At 70.4% G+C, this 17,938-nt stretch carries 15 protein-coding genes; 6 read left to right on the forward strand and 9 right to left on the reverse strand.

Features of this window, described 5'->3' with window-relative positions; genetic code table 11:
* Window positions 1-4: 4 nt before the first annotated feature.
* The 4 genes from O1W71_RS10510 to O1W71_RS10525 are packed head-to-tail and all read right to left on the reverse strand — an operon-like array spanning window position 5 to window position 3,716.
* On the reverse strand, window positions 5-1,261 hold the full coding sequence (locus O1W71_RS10510) for an MFS transporter (protein ID WP_269267790.1): 1,257 nt from the start codon (window positions 1,259-1,261) through the stop codon (window positions 5-7).
* A complete protein-coding gene (locus O1W71_RS10515; RefSeq protein ID WP_112617321.1) occupies window positions 1,258-1,602 on the reverse strand; it encodes a thiamine-binding protein in 345 nt (114 codons plus the stop codon). Before O1W71_RS10515 ends, O1W71_RS10510 begins: the two co-directional genes overlap by 4 nt.
* A gap of 14 nt (window positions 1,603-1,616) precedes the next feature.
* Window positions 1,617-2,822: a glycosyltransferase family 87 protein gene (locus O1W71_RS10520; RefSeq protein ID WP_269267791.1), complete on the reverse strand. Its 1,206-nt coding sequence runs from the start codon at window positions 2,820-2,822 to the stop codon at window positions 1,617-1,619.
* A 42-nt stretch (window positions 2,823-2,864) separates the two neighbouring features.
* Window positions 2,865-3,716, reverse strand: a complete 852-nt coding sequence (locus O1W71_RS10525; RefSeq protein ID WP_269267793.1) for an ADP-dependent NAD(P)H-hydrate dehydratase — start codon at window positions 3,714-3,716, stop codon at window positions 2,865-2,867.
* Between the two features lie 35 nt (window positions 3,717-3,751).
* On the opposite strand from O1W71_RS10525, the gene O1W71_RS10530 reads away from it, so the two are divergent.
* Entirely contained in the window at window positions 3,752-4,819 is a 1,068-nt protein-coding gene (locus tag O1W71_RS10530) for an NADH:flavin oxidoreductase/NADH oxidase (RefSeq protein WP_269267794.1), read from the forward strand.
* Window positions 4,820-4,843: 24 nt separating this feature from the next.
* Here O1W71_RS10530 and O1W71_RS10535 read toward each other — a convergent pair whose 3' ends face one another.
* Both O1W71_RS10535 and O1W71_RS10540 read right to left on the reverse strand, forming a co-directional pair.
* Window positions 4,844-5,902 carry a hemolysin family protein gene (locus tag O1W71_RS10535; protein ID WP_114588501.1) on the reverse strand — a complete coding sequence of 353 codons (1,059 nt, stop codon included), beginning with the start codon at window positions 5,900-5,902 and terminating at the stop codon, window positions 4,844-4,846.
* The gene (locus O1W71_RS10540; RefSeq protein ID WP_269267795.1) at window positions 5,899-7,266 is read right to left on the reverse strand and encodes a hemolysin family protein; all 1,368 of its coding nucleotides are present in this window, start codon (window positions 7,264-7,266) and stop codon (window positions 5,899-5,901) included. The genes O1W71_RS10535 and O1W71_RS10540 overlap by 4 nt, the downstream gene beginning before the upstream one ends.
* A 258-nt stretch (window positions 7,267-7,524) precedes the next feature.
* Here O1W71_RS10540 and O1W71_RS10545 point away from each other — a divergent pair, with 258 nt between their 5' ends.
* Complete coding sequence (locus O1W71_RS10545; RefSeq protein WP_269267796.1) at window positions 7,525-8,478, forward strand: type IV toxin-antitoxin system AbiEi family antitoxin domain-containing protein; 954 nt, start codon at window positions 7,525-7,527, stop codon at window positions 8,476-8,478.
* Between the two features lie 117 nt (window positions 8,479-8,595).
* On the opposite strand, the gene O1W71_RS10550 is transcribed toward O1W71_RS10545, so the two are convergent.
* Window positions 8,596-10,053, reverse strand: coding sequence for a GuaB1 family IMP dehydrogenase-related protein (locus O1W71_RS10550; protein ID WP_269267798.1), 1,458 nt, complete (start codon window positions 10,051-10,053; stop codon window positions 8,596-8,598).
* 198 nt (window positions 10,054-10,251) lie between these two features.
* On the opposite strand from O1W71_RS10550, the gene O1W71_RS10555 reads away from it, so the two are divergent.
* Entirely contained in the window at window positions 10,252-13,971 is a 3,720-nt protein-coding gene (locus tag O1W71_RS10555) for a multifunctional oxoglutarate decarboxylase/oxoglutarate dehydrogenase thiamine pyrophosphate-binding subunit/dihydrolipoyllysine-residue succinyltransferase subunit (RefSeq protein WP_269267799.1), read from the forward strand.
* Between the two features lie 104 nt (window positions 13,972-14,075).
* Here the strand turns inward: O1W71_RS10555 and O1W71_RS10560 are convergent, their stop codons facing one another.
* Entirely contained in the window at window positions 14,076-14,324 is a 249-nt protein-coding gene (locus O1W71_RS10560) for a zf-HC2 domain-containing protein (RefSeq protein WP_269267800.1), read from the reverse strand.
* Window positions 14,321-14,974, reverse strand: coding sequence for a sigma-70 family RNA polymerase sigma factor (locus O1W71_RS10565; protein ID WP_378719613.1), 654 nt, complete (start codon window positions 14,972-14,974; stop codon window positions 14,321-14,323). Before O1W71_RS10565 ends, O1W71_RS10560 begins: the two co-directional genes overlap by 4 nt.
* A 67-nt stretch (window positions 14,975-15,041) precedes the next feature.
* On the opposite strand from O1W71_RS10565, the gene aroA reads away from it, so the two are divergent.
* From aroA to bcp, 3 genes are read left to right on the forward strand one after another with little or no spacing between them, the layout of a single operon-like run.
* The gene (gene aroA, locus O1W71_RS10570; protein ID WP_269267801.1) at window positions 15,042-16,385 is read left to right on the forward strand and encodes a 3-phosphoshikimate 1-carboxyvinyltransferase; all 1,344 of its coding nucleotides are present in this window, start codon (window positions 15,042-15,044) and stop codon (window positions 16,383-16,385) included.
* Window positions 16,382-17,461: a ribosome small subunit-dependent GTPase A gene (gene rsgA / locus O1W71_RS10575; RefSeq protein ID WP_269267802.1), complete on the forward strand. Its 1,080-nt coding sequence runs from the start codon at window positions 16,382-16,384 to the stop codon at window positions 17,459-17,461. The genes aroA and rsgA overlap by 4 nt, the downstream gene beginning before the upstream one ends.
* Window positions 17,458-17,925 (forward strand): thioredoxin-dependent thiol peroxidase, encoded by a 468-nt coding sequence (gene bcp / locus O1W71_RS10580; RefSeq protein ID WP_112617330.1) that lies wholly within the window; start codon window positions 17,458-17,460, stop codon window positions 17,923-17,925. Before rsgA ends, bcp begins: the two co-directional genes overlap by 4 nt.
* Window positions 17,926-17,938: the final 13 nt, after the last annotated feature.

A 17,938-nucleotide genomic window follows, 5' to 3' on the forward strand; every position in this document is an offset into this window, starting at 1 on the left:
CGTCTCAGCGCGTCCGTGCCGGCGCGTCGAAGGGCTGTGCGCGGGACGACGTCCGTCGCCGCGCACGAGCCTCGACGGCGAAGCTCGCACACGCGACCCCGAACCCAGCGAGGGCGAGGACGACCCCCACCCAGACCGGCGCGACGAACCCGAGTCCGGCGGCGATGACGACTCCGCCGAGTGCCGCACCCAACGCGTTGCCCATGTTGAGCGCCGAGTGGTTCAGCGCCGCCGCGATCGACTGGTTGTCGCCCGCGACATCCATCAGCCTCGTCTGGATGGTCGGGCTCAACGCCGACGAGAAGAACCCGACCAGGAAGACGAACAGGCCGACCGCCACGATCCAGCCGGCCGTCAGTGCGAGCAGCGCTTGAACCGCCGCAAGAGCGAGCAGGCCGCCCAGAAGGCTGCGCCGCAGATCGTGGTCGGCGAGCCTGCCTCCGACGAGGTTCCCGACGGTCATGCCGAGACCGGCGACGACGAGCACGATCGGCACCGCCCACTGCGGTGAGCCGGCCGCCTCGGTGACGAGGGTCGCGACGTAGCTGTAGACCGCGAAGAAGCCGCCGAAGCCGATCGCCCCGATGCCGAGCGCGAACCACACCTGGCCGATGCCGAAGACCCGCAGTTCGGCGCGCAGGGTGCGCGACGGCTCCCCTGCGTGATGCGGGACGGTCAGTGCGATCGCCACGGTGGCCAGCGCGAAGATCGCCGCGACGACGAGGAACGCGGCCCGCCAACCGAACTGCTGGCCGAGGAAGGTGCCGAGCGGAACACCCACGACGTTGGCGATCGTGAGGCCGGTCAGCACGAACGCGACGCCCTGCGCACGCTTGCCCGGACCCAGGACGTCGGCGGCGACGAGAGCACCGATGCCGAAGTAGGCACCGTGTGGCAGGGCCGCGAGGAACCGGGATGCCGCGACGAGCTCGAACGTCGGCAGCACGAGCGTCAGCGCGTTGCCGAGGGTCAGGGCGAGGGCGAGGAAGACCATGACCCGGTGCCGCGGGTACTTCGCCACGACTCCTGCGATGGTCGGCGCCCCCACGACGACGCCGGCGGCGTAGAGCGTGATGAGCCACCCCGCCTGGGCGATCGCGGCTTCCGGATCGCTCGCGTAGACGGAGGGCAGCAGCTCGCCGGCGATCTCCGGCAGAAGGCCCATGACGACGAACTCCGTCATCCCGATGCCGAAGCTGCCGATCGCGAGCGAGAGCAGGGCCCGGCGGGCGGTCGGGCGAGGAATGGCGGGCGTCGTCACTCCGGGAGCGTAGCGCCGCGCTCCCCCTCGTGTCGAATCGATTCGAGCGCGCCCTCGAGGCGCTCGATCTTGCCGTCGAGCTCGCCGCTGTAGCCCGGCCGGATGTCGGCCTTGAGCACGAGCGATACGCGCGACCCGAACGGCATGACCGCCTCGGTCGCGTGCTTGACGACGGCCATCACCTCGTCCCACTCCCCCTCGACCTCGGTGAACATCGACGTAGTGCGGTGCGGCAGGCCGGATGCCCGCACGACGGCCACGGCTGCGGCGACGGCATCGTGCACTGAGCCGTCGGGATTGCTGCCGGTGCCGCTGGGAGCGACGGAGAAGGCGATGAGCATGATGGACCTCCGGATCAGGCGGGGATGGATGACGGCGTCCGGACCGGCACCCGGACGAGGCGCGCCACCATCCAGACACCGAGGACGATGAGCAGGGCGTTGCGCACGGTGAGGATGCCGACGCCGAGGGGATGCGCCGCGAGCACCTCTCCGTAGAACACCGGGTAGACGAGCTGCGTGAGCGCGCTGAGGACGAGCACCAGGATCGCCGGTCGCGCCCAATCGCGGCGCGCGACGACCAGTCCGAGCACGACGGGCGGGACGAGCCAGCACAGGTACTGCGGCGAGCCGACCTTGTTCAGCACGATGAACACGGTGACGATCGCGAGCGCCGCGACGGGAAGGAGGTCGCGCACCGCAGCGCCGCGGCGCACCTTGAGGGCGGCGACGACCGCTACGGCGCCCACCCCGATCATGAGGATCGGAGTCATCGACGCGATGACCGGATCGATCTCGGTGCCGGTCACCTGGAACGTCAGGATCTCGGTCGAGTAGTAGACGAAGAACCCCGGGACGCCGAGCATCTGCCCCCACAGGTAGAACATGCTCACGGGCGCCTCGACCTGAAGACCGCGCCCCGTCTGATCTCCGATGAACCCGAGCGCATGGTCGAGGCCACCGGCGGCGACGACGGCCGCGAGCGTCGCGACCGAGACGACGAGCCCGGCACCGACGAGCGCCCACCGCCGCCGGAGCGCGATGACCGCGGCGGCGATGATCGCGGCGGGCCAGACCTTGATCCATGTCGCCACGGCCAGCAGGATGCCGGCCATCCAGGGCCGTCCGCGAAGCCACAGGCCACCCATGACGGCGAGCGCGACGGTGACGGCGTCGAGCCGGTAGAGGCCGACCGGGCCGAGGAGCAGGATCGCCGCGAGCCAGAACCACGCCGCCGTCACGCGTCCGCGCGACCGCGCGCGGCCCACGAGGACCGCGAAGGCGACGGCGTCCAGAGCCGTGACGAAGATGGCCCAGCCCACCGTGTATCCGGCGATCCACGCGAACCCGTGGGCGAGCACGAGCGGGACGAGGGCGAGCTGCGGGTACACCCAGTCTTCGTCGATCCCCACGATGCCCTCACCGGCGAGCGCTCGCTGCGACCAGGGTTCGTAGACGAGGTAGACATCCCCCATCGGCTGATTCGGGAGCACGAATCCGAGCACCGAGACCACGACGTGGACGAGCGCGAACGCGACCCACAGCGTTCCCGGTCTCGACACCGTCACATCCTACGGTGAGGCCATTGGGGCCCACAGGTGGTGTCAGCGGGCGGCCGGGTCGCCGCCGGCGAGCAGCACGTGGATCACGGCGGGTACGGCCTCGGCGACGTCCAGCGCCGTGATCGGGCCGGGACCGGCACCGCGACCGGCATGTCCGTGGATGTACGCCGCCGCGGCGGCCAGCGGTGCCAGGGCCGCCGCATCCAGATCGTGCTGCGCGCCCCGGGCCGCCACGACCGCACCCAGGATGCCGCCGAGCACGTCTCCGGTGCCCGCGGTGGCGAGCCACCCGGTGCCGGCCCGCACGACGGCGGTCCATCCGTCGGGGGCCGCGACGACGGTCTCGGCCCCCTTGAGCAGCACGGCGATGCCCGCCGCGGCCGCAGTCTCGCGGGCGGCCTCGATGCGGTCGGTCAGTGACGTCGGCGTCACGTCGTCGAGGCCGAGCAGCCCGCGCAGGCGCGCGTGCTCGCTCTGGTGCGGCGTGACGACGAGCGGGGCGGTCGCGCCCGGGACCAGGTCGAGGGCCCCGGCGTCGACGACGACGGGGAGGTCGCCCTGCAGCAGCTCCCCCAGCCGTGCGGTCTCGGCGGCGGGCCGGGTCGCGGCATCCGTCCCCGATCCGATCAGCCACGCCTGCACGCGTCCGGGCGCGGTCACGGTCTCGGGTCGGCGCTGCAGCACGAGGTCGGCGGGACGCTCCGGGCCGAGGTAGCGGACCATCCCGATGCCGGTCCGCCACGCGGCCTCGACACCGAGCACGGCGGCTCCCGGATACTCCTGCGATCCGGTTCGCACACCGAGCACCCCGCGGGAATACTTGTGGTCGTCGGCAGTTGGCTTGCGCAGGAGCGCGACCGTGTCGCGCGCATCCCATTCGTGGATCTCGACCATGGCGCCACCCTATCGGCGCCCCGAAGGAGCCCGGCGTGAGCCAGTTGTTCAGCCCCCTGACCATCCGAACCGTCGAGGTGCGCAACCGCCTCTGGGTCGCCCCCATGTGCCAGTACTCGGCCCGGGACGGCATGCCGAACGACTGGCATCACGTCCACCTCGCGCAGTTCGCCTCGGGCGGCGCCGGACTCGTGATGGCCGAGGCGACCGCGGTCGTGCCCGAGGGACGCATCACCCCCGAAGACACCGGCATCTGGAACGACGAGCAGCGCGACGCCTGGCGCCCCATCGTGACGGCGATCCACGACCGCGGTGCCGTGGCCGCGATCCAGCTCGCGCACGCGGGCCGCAAGGCGTCGACCTACTCGCCGTTCGCCGCCGAGCGCGGGACCGTGCCGGAGGCGGAGGGCGGCTGGCAGGCACTCGCCCCCTCGGCCGTCGCCTTCGACGGCTACGCCCGGCCCGACGAGCTCGAGCGCGCTGAGATCGACGCCCTCGTGACCGCGTTCGCCGATGGGGCGCGTCGTTCGCTCGAGGCCGGCTTCGACGTGCTCGAGATCCACGCGGCCCACGGCTATCTGCTGCACGAGTTCCTGTCGCCGTTGTCGAACCAGCGCACCGACGAGTACGGCGGCTCGCTCGAGAACCGCGGCCGGCTCCTGCTGCTCATCGTCGAGGCGGTTCGTGCCGTCGCTCCCGACGCCCCACTGTTCGTGCGTTTCTCGGCGACCGACTGGGCCGAGGGCGGCTGGGATGTCACTGAGACGGCGACGGTCTCGGCCTGGGCGCACGAGCGCGGCGCCGACCTCATCGACGTCTCGAGCGGCGGCCTCGTCGCACACCAGCGCATCACCACGGGACCGGGTTACCAGGTGCCGTTCGCTCGCGAGATCCGCGAGACGGCCGGCCTGCCCGTCAGCGCGGTCGGCGAGATCACGACCGGCACGCAGGCCGAGGAGATCCTCGCCGCCGGAGACGCCGACGCGATCATGGCCGGCCGCGAGTGGCTGCGCGACCCCCACTTCGGGCTCCGTGCGGCCGTCGAGCTGGGCGAGGACGCCTCGGTCTGGCCGCCGCAGTACGTCCGCGCGCGGCGCCGCTGAGCGAGCGTCGTCACCCGGCCAGGCTCAGGCCCAGCGAGGTGCGCGGCGCGTGGCGTCGTGCACCTCGCCGATGAGCTCCTCGATGATGTCCTCGAGGAAGAGCACCGCGGTGGTCCGCCCCTCAGCATCCCGAACCTGAGCGAGGTGACGGCTCGATCGGCGCATCAGAGCAAGCGCGTCCTCGAGGTCGGTCGTCTCGGCGACCGGCACCATGAGATGGATGCGCTTGGACTTGATCGGCCGCGATGCCGCGCCGTCGGCATCCTCCGCCTCTCGCAGTACGTCCTTGAGGTGCACGTACCCGACCGGCTGCTCGGTGTCATCGACGATGACGTAGCGCGAGAAGCCGTGCCGCGCGACGGCGCGCTCGACGTCTTCGGGCGTCGCGGTCTCGGGCAGGGTCACCAACTCGCCGAACGGCACGGCGACATCCGCCGCCTTCTTATCGGTGAACTCCACGACGGCCGCGACCGTTCCGGACGCATCGTCGAGCACGCCCTCGATACGGGATGTCGCGACGATGGTCGCGACCTCGTCGAGCGTGTAGGTCGAGGTCGCCTCGTCCTTCGGTTCGACCCGGAACAGACGCACCGCGTGGTTGGCGATCCAGTTCAGGGCCACGATGATCGGGTAGAAGAGCCGCGAGACCCACCGCAGCGGCGTCGCCAGCAGCAGCACGGCGCGGTCGGGCAGCGAGAAGGCCAGGTTCTTCGGAACCATCTCGCCGAACACGACGTGCAGGTACGACACGACGATGAGCGCCACGGCGAAGGCGACGACATCGACCACCGCCTCGCCCCACCCGGTGAGCCCGAGCGGCACGGCCAGCAGGTGGTGAATCGCCGGCTCGGAGACGTTCAGGATCACCAGCGAGCAGATCGTGATGCCTAGCTGGCACGTCGCGAGCATGAGGGTCGCGTGCTCCATCGCCCACAGCGCGGTCTTCGCCGAGCGCGACCCCTTGTCGGCGAGGGGCTCGATCTGCGATCGGCGCGCGGAGATGACGGCGAACTCGCTCGCGACGAAGAACGCGTTGAAGGCCAGCAGCACGACGAGCCAGGCCAGTCCCGCCCAGTCGTTCATCGATGATCACCGTCCTCGCGGCGCGGCGCCGGTCGCATCGGCTCGACCGGGGACGCGGTCGGTGCCTCCTCGGGCACCGGGGTGGGCTCGAAACGCACGCGGTCGACCCGCCTGCCGTCCATCCGCTGCACGGTGAGCGTGCCGTCCTCGATCTCGACGGTGTCGCCGACGACCGGGATGCGCTCGAGCACACTCATCACGAACCCTCCGACGGTGTCGTAGACGTCGCCCTCGGGAACCCGGATGCCGGTGCGGTCGAGCACCTCGTCGGGACGCAGCTCCGCGGGGAAGACGATGCCGCCGGCGACCCTCAGCACCCCGGCGCGGTTGCGATCGTGCTCGTCGAGCACCTCGCCGACGATCTCCTCCACGAGATCCTCGAGCGTCACGACACCGGCCGTGCCGCCGTACTCATCCACGACGATGGCCATCTGATACCCCCGGGCGCGCAGTTCGCTGAGCACGGCGTCGAGATGCACGGCCTCGGGCACCCGCAGCGGCTCCTCCGCGATGGCGGCGGCGGGGACGTCTGCGCGGCGCTCGCGCGGGACGCTGACCGCCTGCTTGACGTGGACGATTCCGGTGATGTCGTCCATCGAGTCACCGAAGACCGGGAACCGGCTGTGGCCCGTGCGCCGCGCGAGCTGGATGACGTCCTCGACGCTGTCGCCCGCAGCGACCGCGTGCAGGCTCGGGCGCGGCGTCATGACGTCGGCCGTGGTCAGCCGAGCGAAGGTGAGCGAACGGTCCAGCAGCGATGCGGTGTCCTTCTCGAGCACGCCCGCGCTCGCGGACCGGCGCACGAGGCTCGACAGCTCCTCCGCCGAACGGGCCCCCGACAGCTCCTCCTTGGGCTCGACGCCCATCGAGCGGAGCACTCCGTTCGCGCTGCCGTTGAGCACCGTGACGGCCGGCCGGAACACGGTCGTGAAGAGGGTCTGGAACGGGATGACGAGCTTCGCCGTCTGACGAGGGATCGCCAGAGCGAAGTTCTTCGGGACGAGCTCGCCGAGGATCATCGAGAAGATCGTCGCGATCGACACGCCCACGACGGCGGCGACGGGCCGCGACACGGTCTCGGCCCAGCCCCACGCCTCGAAGACCGGCGACAGCAGGTTCGAGATCGCCGGCTCCATCGTGTAACCGGTGAGCAGCGTCGTCAGCGTGATGCCGAGCTGCGCGCTCGACAGATGCGTCGAGGTGATCCGCAGCGCCGCGATCGTCATCGAGAGGCGCGATTCGCCCGCCGCCTGGCGGGCCTCGAGGTCCGCGCGATCGAGATTGACGAGCGCGAACTCACTCGCGACGAACAGACCGGTGCCGACGGTCAGCAGGAGCCCCACGCCCAGCATGATGAAATCCATCAGGCGTCACCCCCGATCGGTCGGGGTCGGCGGGGCGAGGGTCGGCAACTAGGAGGGTCGTCCATCGTGCGCCCGATCTTACGCCTGTCCTCCGCTCGCTTGGCTCGCACTTCCGAGCGTCAGGCGCGGTTCGAGCCGCGCTTGACCTCGAGAACTGCGCTTCACATCGGTTCCTCCCCCGGTCGCCTCGGGATGCCGGAGTGCACGGGGACGGAGGCCGCGGGCTCGGCGCGCGACCTGCCGGGGCACGCTTTCCGCATGAGCTGGGTGATCCGACCACCGCTGGACGTCGTCGTCCGCCGACGCGAGGCGGATGAGGCCACCGCGCGGCTCCTCGATCGAGCCCGCCGAACCGGGGCCGCGTCTCCCATCGCACGGGGGTCGTATGCCGCGTCCGAGGCTTGGGCGACGCTGAACCCGAGCGACGCCCACGCGCAACGCGTGTGGGAGGCTGCGGCTCGCCTGCGACCCGGCACGGTCTTCTCGCATCACGCGGCCGCTGCCGTGCTCGGAATCGATCTGATCGGCTCGTGGCCCCGGGCGATCGATGTCACCACTCCCACGTCTGCGGGCTCCTCCGGCGTCATCCGCCGCCATCGTCGTCCCCTGGACGCCGACGATGTGATGCCGTGGGGCGATCATTTCCTCACGACGCCCGCGCGCACCGTCGTCGACCTCGCCTCGGTTCTGGCCTTCGTCGGCGGCGTGGTCGCCGCTGATCAGGCACTGTGGCAGCGGCGTGCCGGCGGCGCGCTGTGCACGCGGCAGGAACTCGAGGCTGCGGCATCCCGATACCGCGGTCGGGCGCACGCCCGCGTCGCCGCCGTGAGCACGTTCGCCACCGGCCTCTCCGACAGTGTTCGCGAATCGGAGAGCCGCGTTCTGATCGACCGGCTGGGTTTCCCGGCGCCGACGCTGCAGCAGCGCTTCGTCCTGCCCGACGGACGCGACGCATTCGCCGACTTCTGGTGGCCCGACCACGACCACATCGGCGAGTTCGACGGCACCGGCAAGTACCTCGACGCGGCGATGCGGCGGGGCCGCACGCCCGAGCAAGCACTGATCGCGGAGAAGGATCGGGGCGACGCGCTGCGGCGCCAGGTTCGGGCGCTCTCACGGTGGCGCACCCCGCACCTCCGCAGCCCCCGGCTGTTGTACGACATCCTGCGCACCGACGGGCTCCCCTCCACCCGTCCTCGCCCCGGGCGGTGACCCACAGGCCGCGGCGGCCTTGCCATCGGGCGCACCTTCGGTCGTCGGTCGCAGTATGAACCGCGTGCTATCTGGCGAACTGCGCCCAAAGCACAGTCGACGCGCGGGCGGCGAGCCCTACCAGCTGACGGGAAGCGCCTTGCCCTCTTCGTAGCCGGCGGCCGACTGGAGGCCGACCGTCGCGCGCTCATGGAACTCTGCCACCGTCGCGGCTCCCGCGTAGGTGAACGACGAGCGCACACCCGAGGTGATCATGTCGAGCAGATCCTCGACGCCCGGGCGCAGCGGGTCGAGGTAGATCCGCGACGACGAGATGCCCTCGGCGAACAGCTCCTTGCGGGCTCGCTCGTAGGCGTCGAGGCGCCCGAACCGGCCGACGACGGCCTTCGTCGAGGCCATGCCCCACGACTCCTTGAACGCACGCCCCTCGTCGTCAAGCTGGACCTCGCCGGGCGACTCGATCGTGCCGGCGAACCAGGAGCCGATCATGACGGATGCCGCGCCCGCGGCGAGCGCCAGCGCCACGTCCCGGGGATAGCGGACTCCCCCGTCGGCCCAGACATGGGCTCCGCGCTCCGCTGCGGCCTGCGCGGTCTCGAGCACGGCGGAGAACTGCGGCCGCCCGACGGCCGTCATCATGCGGGTCGTGCACATCGCTCCGGGGCCGACGCCGACCTTGAGGATCGTGGCTCCCGCTTCCACGAGGTCTGCGACGCCGTCGGCCGTGACGATGTTGCCTGCGACGATCGGCAGACCGAGATCGAGCGCCGCGACCTCGCGCAGCGCGCGCAGCATCCCCTCCTGGTGCCCGTGGGCGGTGTCGACGACGAGCACATCGACGCCCGCGGCGGCGAGCGCCCGCGCCTTGGCTGCGGCGTCGCCGTTGATCCCGATCGCCGCCGCGACGATGAGACGTCCGTCGCCGTCGACGGCGGGGCGGTAGATCGCGGTGCGCAGCGCACTGCGACGCGACAGCGTGCCGACGAGCGCACCCTGATGGAGCATCGCGACGACCGGTACATCGGCCGCGTCGATGAGGTCGAAGGCGGCGCGAGGACCGGAGACGTCATCGGCGTCGATCGCGGTCGCACGGTCGCGTACCAGGTCGCCCAGGCGGGCGTCCGGCAGGGCGGTGGCCAGGCGGGCCGCGGGAACGATCCCGGTGATGTCGTCGATACGCAGCGTCGGCGCCGACGGGTCCGCGACCACGATGCCGTGCCCATCCAGCGCGGGAAGGATGCGGGATGCCTCGGCGACCGTGGCATCCGGTGAGAGCACGATAGGGGTGTCCCATGCGACCGGCTGAGCCTTGACCCACCGGATGGCGGCGTCGAGGTCCTGCAGCGGCATGTCCTGCGGCAGCACGCCGAGTCCGCCGCGGCGGGCGAGCGTGGCGGCCAGACGCGGGCCGGTGACGGAGTTCATGTTCGCCGAGACGATCGGCAGCGTGGCCGCCGTGCCGTCGCCGGGGGCGAGGTCGACATCGAGCCGACTCGTGATCGCAGACCGGCGGGGCACGAGGAAGACGTCGGAGTACGTCAGGTCGACCGTGGGCTCAGCACCGGAGAAACGCATGCTCCATACGCTACGCCGCGGACCCGACAGACAGCCGGGCGTGCGGCGAGAGGGCCGGGCGGGCTCCATCACGATGCGATACCACGGGTGTCGCCGCGGCATCCGGCCCGTTGATCTGGGCTACCCTAGGAGACTGTGCGCGGCGGCGGACGACCGCCGTGAGAACCGATCTTCACCGATGAAAGCAGGCGATCTGCCGTGTCCAGCCAGGCGACCGGAATCGGAACCTCGAACGACGGCGAGTTCGGGGCGAACGAATGGCTCGTCGCGGAACTGTACGAACAGTTCCGCGAAGACAAGAACTCGGTGGACAAGGAGTGGTGGCCGACGCTCGAGGCCTACGCCGCTCACGTGAACGGCGGCGCTTCCCAGCCCGCCGGGTCCGCCCCGGCGCAGCCCGCCGCCACCGCTCCCGCGCAACCCGCCCCCGCGCAGCCCGCGGCGGCGTCGCACCCCGTGACGGCCCCGGTGCCGACGGTCGGCTCGCAGCCGGTCGCTCGCACGACGGCTCGGCCCGCCGCCGCGCAGCCGGTGCCCGCGCAGGCCCCGACGACCCCCGCCGCTGAGGTCGAGCAGCGCGAGGATGTCGTCACCCCGCTGCGCGGCATGCCGAAGACCCTCGCGGCGAACATGGACGACTCGCTCACGGTGCCGACCGCGACGAGTGTGCGCACCATCCCCGCCAAGCTGATGATCGACAACCGCATCGTCATCAACAACCACATGTCGCGCACGCGCGGCGGCAAGATCAGCTTCACCCACCTCATCGGCTGGGCGCTCATCCAGGCGCTCAAGGCCTTCCCGAGCCAGAACGTCTCGTACGCAGAGGTCGACGGCAAGCCGTCGGTGATCGCGCACGCGCACGTCGGCCTCGGCATCGCGATCGACCTCCCCAAGCCCGACGGCACTCGCGCGCTCATGGTGCCGAGCATCAAGCGCGCCGAGTCGCTCAGCTTCGGCGAGTACCTGGCCGCCTACGAAGACCTGGTCAGCCGTGCTCGCAAGAACAAGCTCACCGCTGCCGACTTCCAGGGCACGACGATCTCGCTGACCAACCCCGGCGGCATCGGCACGGTGCACTCGGTTCCGCGGCTCATGCGCGGCCAGGGCAGCATCATCGGCGCCGGCGCGCTCGACTACCCGGCCGAGTTCCAGGGCTCGAGCGAGAAGACGCTCGTCAACCTCGGCATCGGCAAGACCATCACTCTCACCAGCACCTACGACCACCGCGTCATCCAGGGTGCCGGCTCGGGCGAGTTCCTCAAGACCGTCCACGAGCTGCTGATCGGCAAGAACGGCTTCTACGACGAGATCTTCGCCGCCCTGCGCATTCCCTATGCGCCCATCCAGTGGTCGACCGACATCAACGTCGACCTCGCCGAGCGCGTCGACAAGACGGCCCGCGTGCAGGAGCTCATCAACTCCTACCGGGTGCGCGGCCACCTCATGGCCGACATCGACCCGCTCGAGTACCGCCAGCGCACGCACCCCGACCTCGAGATCGAGCAGCACGGTCTGACCTTCTGGGACCTCGACCGCGAGTTCGTCACCGGCGGGTTCGGCAGCAAGCGCGTCATGAAGCTCCGCGAGATCCTCGGCGTTCTGCGCGACTCGTACTGCCGCACGATCGGCATCGAGTACATGCACATCCAGGATCCCGAGCAGCGCAAGTGGTTCCAGGACAACGTCGAGGTCAAGTACCAGAAGCCCGGTCACGACGAGCAGCTGCGCATCCTCGGCAAGCTCAACCAGGCCGAGGCGTTCGAGACCTTCCTGCAGACCAAGTACGTCGGCCAGAAGCGCTTCAGCCTCGAGGGCGGCGAGTCGCTGATCCCGCTGCTCGACGAGGTCCTCCAGGGCGCGGCGCGCACGGGCCTCGAGGGCGCCGCGATCGGCATGGCCCACCGCGGCCGTCTCAACGTCCTGACGAACATCGCCGGCAAGACCTACGGCCAGGTCTTCCGCGAGTTCGAGGGCTCCGTCGCGATCGGTTCGAAGAGCGGCTCGGGCGACGTGAAGTACCACCTCGGCACCGAGGGCACCTTCGTCGGCGATGAGGGCGACGAACTGCCGGTGTACCTCGCCGCGAACCCGTCGCACCTCGAGACCGTCGACGGCGTTCTCGAGGGCATCGTGCGCGCCAAGCAGGACCGCGGCCCGATCGGCTCGTTCTCGTGGCTGCCGATCCTCGTCCACGGCGACGCCGCGTTCGCCGGTCAGGGCGTCGTCGTCGAGACGCTGCAGATGTCGCAGCTGCGCGGGTACCGGACCGGCGGCACGGTCCACGTCGTGGTCAACAACCAGGTCGGCTTCACGACGCTCCCCCTCGACGCCCGCAGCTCGGTCTACGCGACGGACGTCGCCAAGACCATCCAGGCGCCGATCTTCCACGTCAACGGCGACGACCCCGAGGCCGTCGTGCACGTCGCGCAGCTCGCGTTCCGCTACCGCCAGGAGTTCAAGCGCGACGTCGTGATCGACCTCGTTTGCTACCGCCGTCGCGGTCACAACGAGGGCGACGACCCGTCGATGACCCAGCCCCTCATGACGAACCTCATCGAGGCCAAGCGCTCGGTCCGCCGGCTCTACACCGAGTCGCTGGTCGGACGCGGCGACATCACCGAGGAAGAGTACGAGCAGGCCAAGCGCGACTTCCAGGACCGCCTCGAGGTCGCGTTCGCCGAGACGCACGCCGCCGAGACCGGCGCGTCCGGCCCGGTGGGCCTGTCGGGACCGATCGATCAGGCCGTCGGCGCCCCCGAGACGACGGGTGTCGGTGAAGACGTCATCCATCAGATCGGCGACGCGTTCGTCAACGCCCCCGAGAACTTCACGGTGCACGGCAAGCTCAAGCAGCTGCTCGACAAGCGTCACGACATGAGCCGCAACGGCAACATCGACTGGGCGATGGGCGAGCTCTTCGCGTTCGGCTCGCTGCTCATGGAGGGCACGAACGTCCGCCTCGCCGGTCAGGATGCGCGTCGCGGAACGTTCGTACAGCGTCACGCCGTCCTCCACGACCGCTCGAACGGCCAGGAGTGGCTGCCGCTCGCGAACCTGTCCGAGAACCAGGGCCGCTTCTACGTCTACGACTCGCTGCTGAGCGAGTACGCGGCCATGGCGTTCGAGTACGGCTATTCGGTAGAGCGCGCGGACTCGCTCGTGCTCTGGGAGGCCCAGTTCGGCGACTTCGCCAACGGCGCGCAGTCGGTCATCGACGAGTTCATCTCGTCGGCCGAGCAGAAGTGGGCCCAGCAGTCGGGCGTCGTCCTGCTGCTCCCCCACGGCTACGAGGGCCAGGGGCCGGATCACTCGTCGGCTCGCATCGAGCGCTACCTGCAGATGTGCGCTCAGGACAACATGACGGTCGCGCGGCCCTCCACCCCCGCGTCGTACTTCCACCTGCTGCGCCGCCAGGCTTACGCACGTCCGCGCCGTCCGCTGGTCGTGTTCACGCCGAAGGCGATGCTGCGCCTGCGCGGCGCGACGAGCCCGGTCGAGGACTTCCAAAACGGCAAGTTCGAGCCCGTGATCGACGACACCGCGATCACCGACAAGAGCGCCGTCAAGCGGGTACTGCTGCACTCGGGCAAGATCCACTGGGACCTGAAGTCGGAGCTCGACAAGAAGCCGAACCCGGCGATCGCGCTCGTGCGGCTCGAGCAGTTCTACCCGGCGCCCATCGATGAGCTGAAGGCGGTCCTCGCGGGCTACCCGAATGCCGAGGTCGTCTGGGTCCAGGACGAGCCCGAGAACCAGGGCGCGTGGCCCTTCATCGCGCTCGAAGCCGCCGCAAAGCTCGACGGCCGCTCGGTGCGCGGCATCACCCGGCCCGCTGCGGCGTCGACGGCGACCGGTTCGCCGAAGGTGCACGCGGTCGAGCAGGCGAAGCTGATCGAGCAGGCGCTCACTCTTTGAGCCAGAGGTAGCGAAAAAGGGGCGGACGTGCGAACGTCCGCCCCCTTTTCACTCTCGTGGTCGAGCGCTCAGGCCATCACACCACGCCGGAGCGTAGAGCGCGCTCAGGCGTGTGCGGCCTCCTGGGCCTCCCGCAGACGCGCCAGGACCTGGTCGCGCAGCTCCTCGGGCGCCGATTCCCGGCACGCTCGGGCGACGACCTCGGTGAGCGTGCGCGACACCAGGGCCTCGTCGCGACAAGCCGGGCATGACGCGAGGTGCTCCCGGATGTCGGCGTGCTCGGTCTTGCAGACCTCGTTGCGCAGGTACTCTTCCAGATCGCGTCGCGCCTTCTCGCAGCCGCAGTCACTCATTTCTTGCTCCTCGTGGGGGGCATCTCGATGCCCCGCTCCTTCGCATAGTCGGCCAGCAGGTCACGCAACAGGCGTCTGCCACGGTGCAGACGGCTCATGACCGTGCCGATCGGGGTTTTCATGATGTCGGCGATCTCCTGGTAGGCGAAGCCCTCGACGTCGGCGAGGTACACCGCCAACCGGAAATCCTCGGGGATCGACTGCAGCGCGTCCTTGACCGCGGACGCCGGCATGTGGTCGATCGCTTCAGCCTCGGCGGAGCGGCTCCGGGATGCGGTGGTGGATTCCGCTCCTCCCAGCTGCCAGTCCTCGAGGTCGTCGATGGTGCCCTGGTAGGGCTCCCGCTGCTTCTTGCGGTAGGTGTTGATGTAGGTGTTGGTCAGGATCCGGTACAGCCACGCCTTGAGGTTGGTCCCCTGCGTGAAGGACGACCACGAGGCGAACGCTTTGACGAACGTCTCTTGCACGAGGTCCGCTGCGTCAGCGGGATTGCGGGTCATCCGCATGGCGGCGGCGTAAAGCTGGTCCATGAACGGGAGCGCCTGCTCCTCGAACTGGGCGCTCGGATCGGTGACCGCTTGCTCTTCCATCAGCGGCCAGTCTACGTGGGCGTCCCACGGCGCGACCGCAGGATCGGCGAGTGCGATCATGGGCTCCTCTCACTCGGTAGGACCAACGACCTCGACAGCACGAGGGCGTTCGATACTGTGGAAACCCATGAGCACAGCCGCGTATTCCCCCCGTCCCGCCGACGTCGGCGCGCCGTGGCGCGCGCCCGTCGCCGATGCCCCCGTCCGAGCCGAGGTCGCCGTGCCCGGATCGAAGTCGCTCACCAATCGCGAGCTGGTGCTCTCGGCCCTCGCCGAGACCCCCTCCCGCCTGATCGCGCCGCTGCATTCCGACGATTCCGCGCGCATGATCGACGCGCTGCGAGCTCTCGGCGCCCAGATCGAAGCCGTGCCCGGCGAGGGCCGTTTCGGCCCCGACCTCGTCGTGACGCCGCTCGGGGCGGAACCGGCCGATGCCGTGGTCGACTGCGGGCAAGCCGGCACCGTCATGCGCTTCGTCACTCCCCTCGCCGGACTCGCGCGCGGCGAGGTCACCGTCACGGCCCACGAGAGCGCCCTGCACCGACCCATGGCGGAGATGATCCGGAGCCTCCGCGAGCTCGGCGTCGACATCGACGACGGCGGCCGGTGGACGCTGCCGTTCCTCGTGCACGGGCACGGCCACGTTCGCGGCGGCGAGGTCACGATCGACGCCAGCGCCTCGAGCCAGTTCGTCTCGGGGCTCCTGCTGGCGGCGCCCCGGTTCGATGTCGGGCTCCGCCTCGTGCACGACGGTCACCGCCTGCCGAGCCTGCCGCACATCGACATGACGGTCGAGGCCCTCGGCCACCGTGGCGTGAACGTCGAGCGTCCGAGCGACAGCGAGTGGCTCGTCCCCGCCGGTCCGCTCCGCGGCAAAGAGCTCACGATCGAGCCCGACCTGTCCAACGCGGCCCCCTTCCTGGCCGCGGCCGCGCTGACCGGCGGACGGGTGACCATCCCGCACTGGCCCGTGCACTCGACCCAGCCGGGTGCGCTGCTCGTCGACATCCTGACCGAGATGGGCGCCCGCGTGACGCGACGCAGCGGTGTTCTCGCGGTCTCCGGAACCGGCGAGCTGCGCGGCGTCGACCTCGACCTGTCGGCGGCGAGCGAGCTGACCCCGTCGCTCTTCGCGCTCGCGGCGTTCGCCGACTCGCCGAGCACACTGCACGGCATCGGCCACATCCGCGGCCATGAGACCGACCGCATCGCCGCTCTCGTGGGCAACCTCCGAGCGCTCGGCGGCTCGGCCGAAGAGCTCGAGGACGGCATCCGCATCACGCCCACGCCGCTGCGCGGCGGGCTCTGGCGGGCGCACCACGACCACCGGATGGCGACGGCGGGGGCGATCATCGGCCTGCGCGTCCCGGGCGTCGAGGTCGATGACATTGGCACGACCGCGAAGACGATGCCCGAGTTCCCCCGGCTGTGGGCAGAGATGCTCGGATCCGACGCGCAGGTCGCCGGGTGAGCTGGCTCGGCGGCGACGACGACCTCGACGAGGAGTACGACGAGTCCGACATCCGGATGCGTCCGAATCCGAAGGCGAATCGGCCGCGCACCAAGCGGCGACCCGCCCACAGCGACGCCCAGGTGGCGCGCGTGGTGGGTGTCGACCGCGGCCGCTACACCGTGCTCATCGACGAGGACGGCGACGACGAGCACACTACGCTCGCGGTGCGCGCTCGCGAGCTGCGGAAGCAGCCCATCGTCAGCGGCGACCGGGCACGCGTGGTCGGCGACGTGTCGGGAGACGAAGGCACTCTCGGACGCATCGTCGGCATCGAACCACGCACGACGCTGCTCCGCCGCAGCGCGGACGACACCGACCAGGTGGAGCGGATCGTCGTGGCTAACGCCGATCAGATGGTCATCGTGGTGGCCGCAGCCGACCCTGAGCCCCGCCCGCGCCTGGTCGACCGCTACCTCATCGCGGCGCTCGACGCCGGCATCCATCCCCTGCTCGTGGTGACCAAGACCGATCTCGCCGACCCGGCCGCGTTCCTCGCGCATTTCGAGGGGGTGGACGACCTCGAAGTGCTCACGAGCGGGCGGGGACGGATGCCGGTCGACGAGCTCGGGGCGAAGCTCGTGGGCCACGCCACGGTGTTCGTCGGTCACTCCGGCGTCGGCAAGTCCACCCTCGTGAACGCCCTGGTGCCGACAGCCGCACGGGCGACCGGACACGTCAACGAAGTCACCGGCCGAGGTCGCCACACGTCGAGCTCGACGGTATCGCTTCGTTATCTCGGGCCCGACGGGCGCGGTTGGGTCATCGACACGCCCGGGGTCCGCTCGTTCGGCCTCGGGCACGTCGACCCCGCCAACATCCTCGCCGCGTTCACCGACCTCGCCGCTGTCGCCGAGGAGTGCCCGCGGGGCTGCACGCATCTTCCCGATGCGCCCGACTGTGCGATCGTCGAGGCCGTCGCGCAGGGCCGGCTGGGAGAACGTGGCCCGGCGCGACTCGACTCGCTTCAGCGCCTGCTCGGCACCTTCTCGGCCGGGGTCGACCCGGCGGTTCGCCGTTCTAGGCTGGAATCATGACGCGTCTGCAACCGGGCGACCTCGCCCCCGAATTCTCCCTCGACGACCAGGACGGCTCGACGCTCTCGCTGTCGGACCTGCGCGGACGGCGCACGGTCGTGTTCTTCTACCCGGCGGCCATGACTCCCGGCTGCACGCGGGAAGCCTGCGATTTCCGCGACAGCGTCGAGTCGCTGCGCGCAGCGGGCATCGAGGTCATCGGAATCTCGCGCGATGACGAGGCGAAGCTGCGCCGTTTCCGCGAGCAGGAGCAGCTCACCTATCCGCTTCTCAGCGATCCCGACCACGCCGTGCACGAGGCGTACGGCGCATGGGGCGAGAAGATGAACTACGGCAAGACCGTCGAAGGCGTCATCCGATCGACCTTCGTCATCGACGCCGACGGCCGGATCGAGCACGCGCTCTACAACGTCAAGGCGACGGGTCACGTCGCGCGAGTCCGCGCGCTGCTCGGTCTCGACTGAGAGCCTCGACGAC

Source organism: Microbacterium sp. H37-C3, assembly GCF_027157935.1.
In the GTDB taxonomy this organism is placed as follows: domain Bacteria; phylum Actinomycetota; class Actinomycetes; order Actinomycetales; family Microbacteriaceae; genus Microbacterium; species Microbacterium plantarum.

Coding starts and splice junctions, on each gene's coding strand:
- aroA (WP_269267801.1), top strand. CDS start 15,042: ATGAGCACAGCCGCGTATTCCCCCCGTCCCGCCGACGTCGGCGCGCCG.
- O1W71_RS10565 (WP_378719613.1), bottom strand. CDS start 14,974: ATGATCGCACTCGCCGATCCTGCGGTCGCGCCGTGGGACGCCCACGTA.
- O1W71_RS10560 (WP_269267800.1), bottom strand. CDS start 14,324: ATGAGTGACTGCGGCTGCGAGAAGGCGCGACGCGATCTGGAAGAGTAC.
- O1W71_RS10550 (WP_269267798.1), bottom strand. CDS start 10,053: ATGCGTTTCTCCGGTGCTGAGCCCACGGTCGACCTGACGTACTCCGAC.
- O1W71_RS10545 (WP_269267796.1), top strand. CDS start 7,525: ATGAGCTGGGTGATCCGACCACCGCTGGACGTCGTCGTCCGCCGACGC.
- O1W71_RS10535 (WP_114588501.1), bottom strand. CDS start 5,902: ATGAACGACTGGGCGGGACTGGCCTGGCTCGTCGTGCTGCTGGCCTTC.
- O1W71_RS10540 (WP_269267795.1), bottom strand. CDS start 7,266: ATGGATTTCATCATGCTGGGCGTGGGGCTCCTGCTGACCGTCGGCACC.
- O1W71_RS10525 (WP_269267793.1), bottom strand. CDS start 3,716: ATGGTCGAGATCCACGAATGGGATGCGCGCGACACGGTCGCGCTCCTG.
- bcp (WP_112617330.1), top strand. CDS start 17,458: ATGACGCGTCTGCAACCGGGCGACCTCGCCCCCGAATTCTCCCTCGAC.
- O1W71_RS10515 (WP_112617321.1), bottom strand. CDS start 1,602: ATGCTCATCGCCTTCTCCGTCGCTCCCAGCGGCACCGGCAGCAATCCC.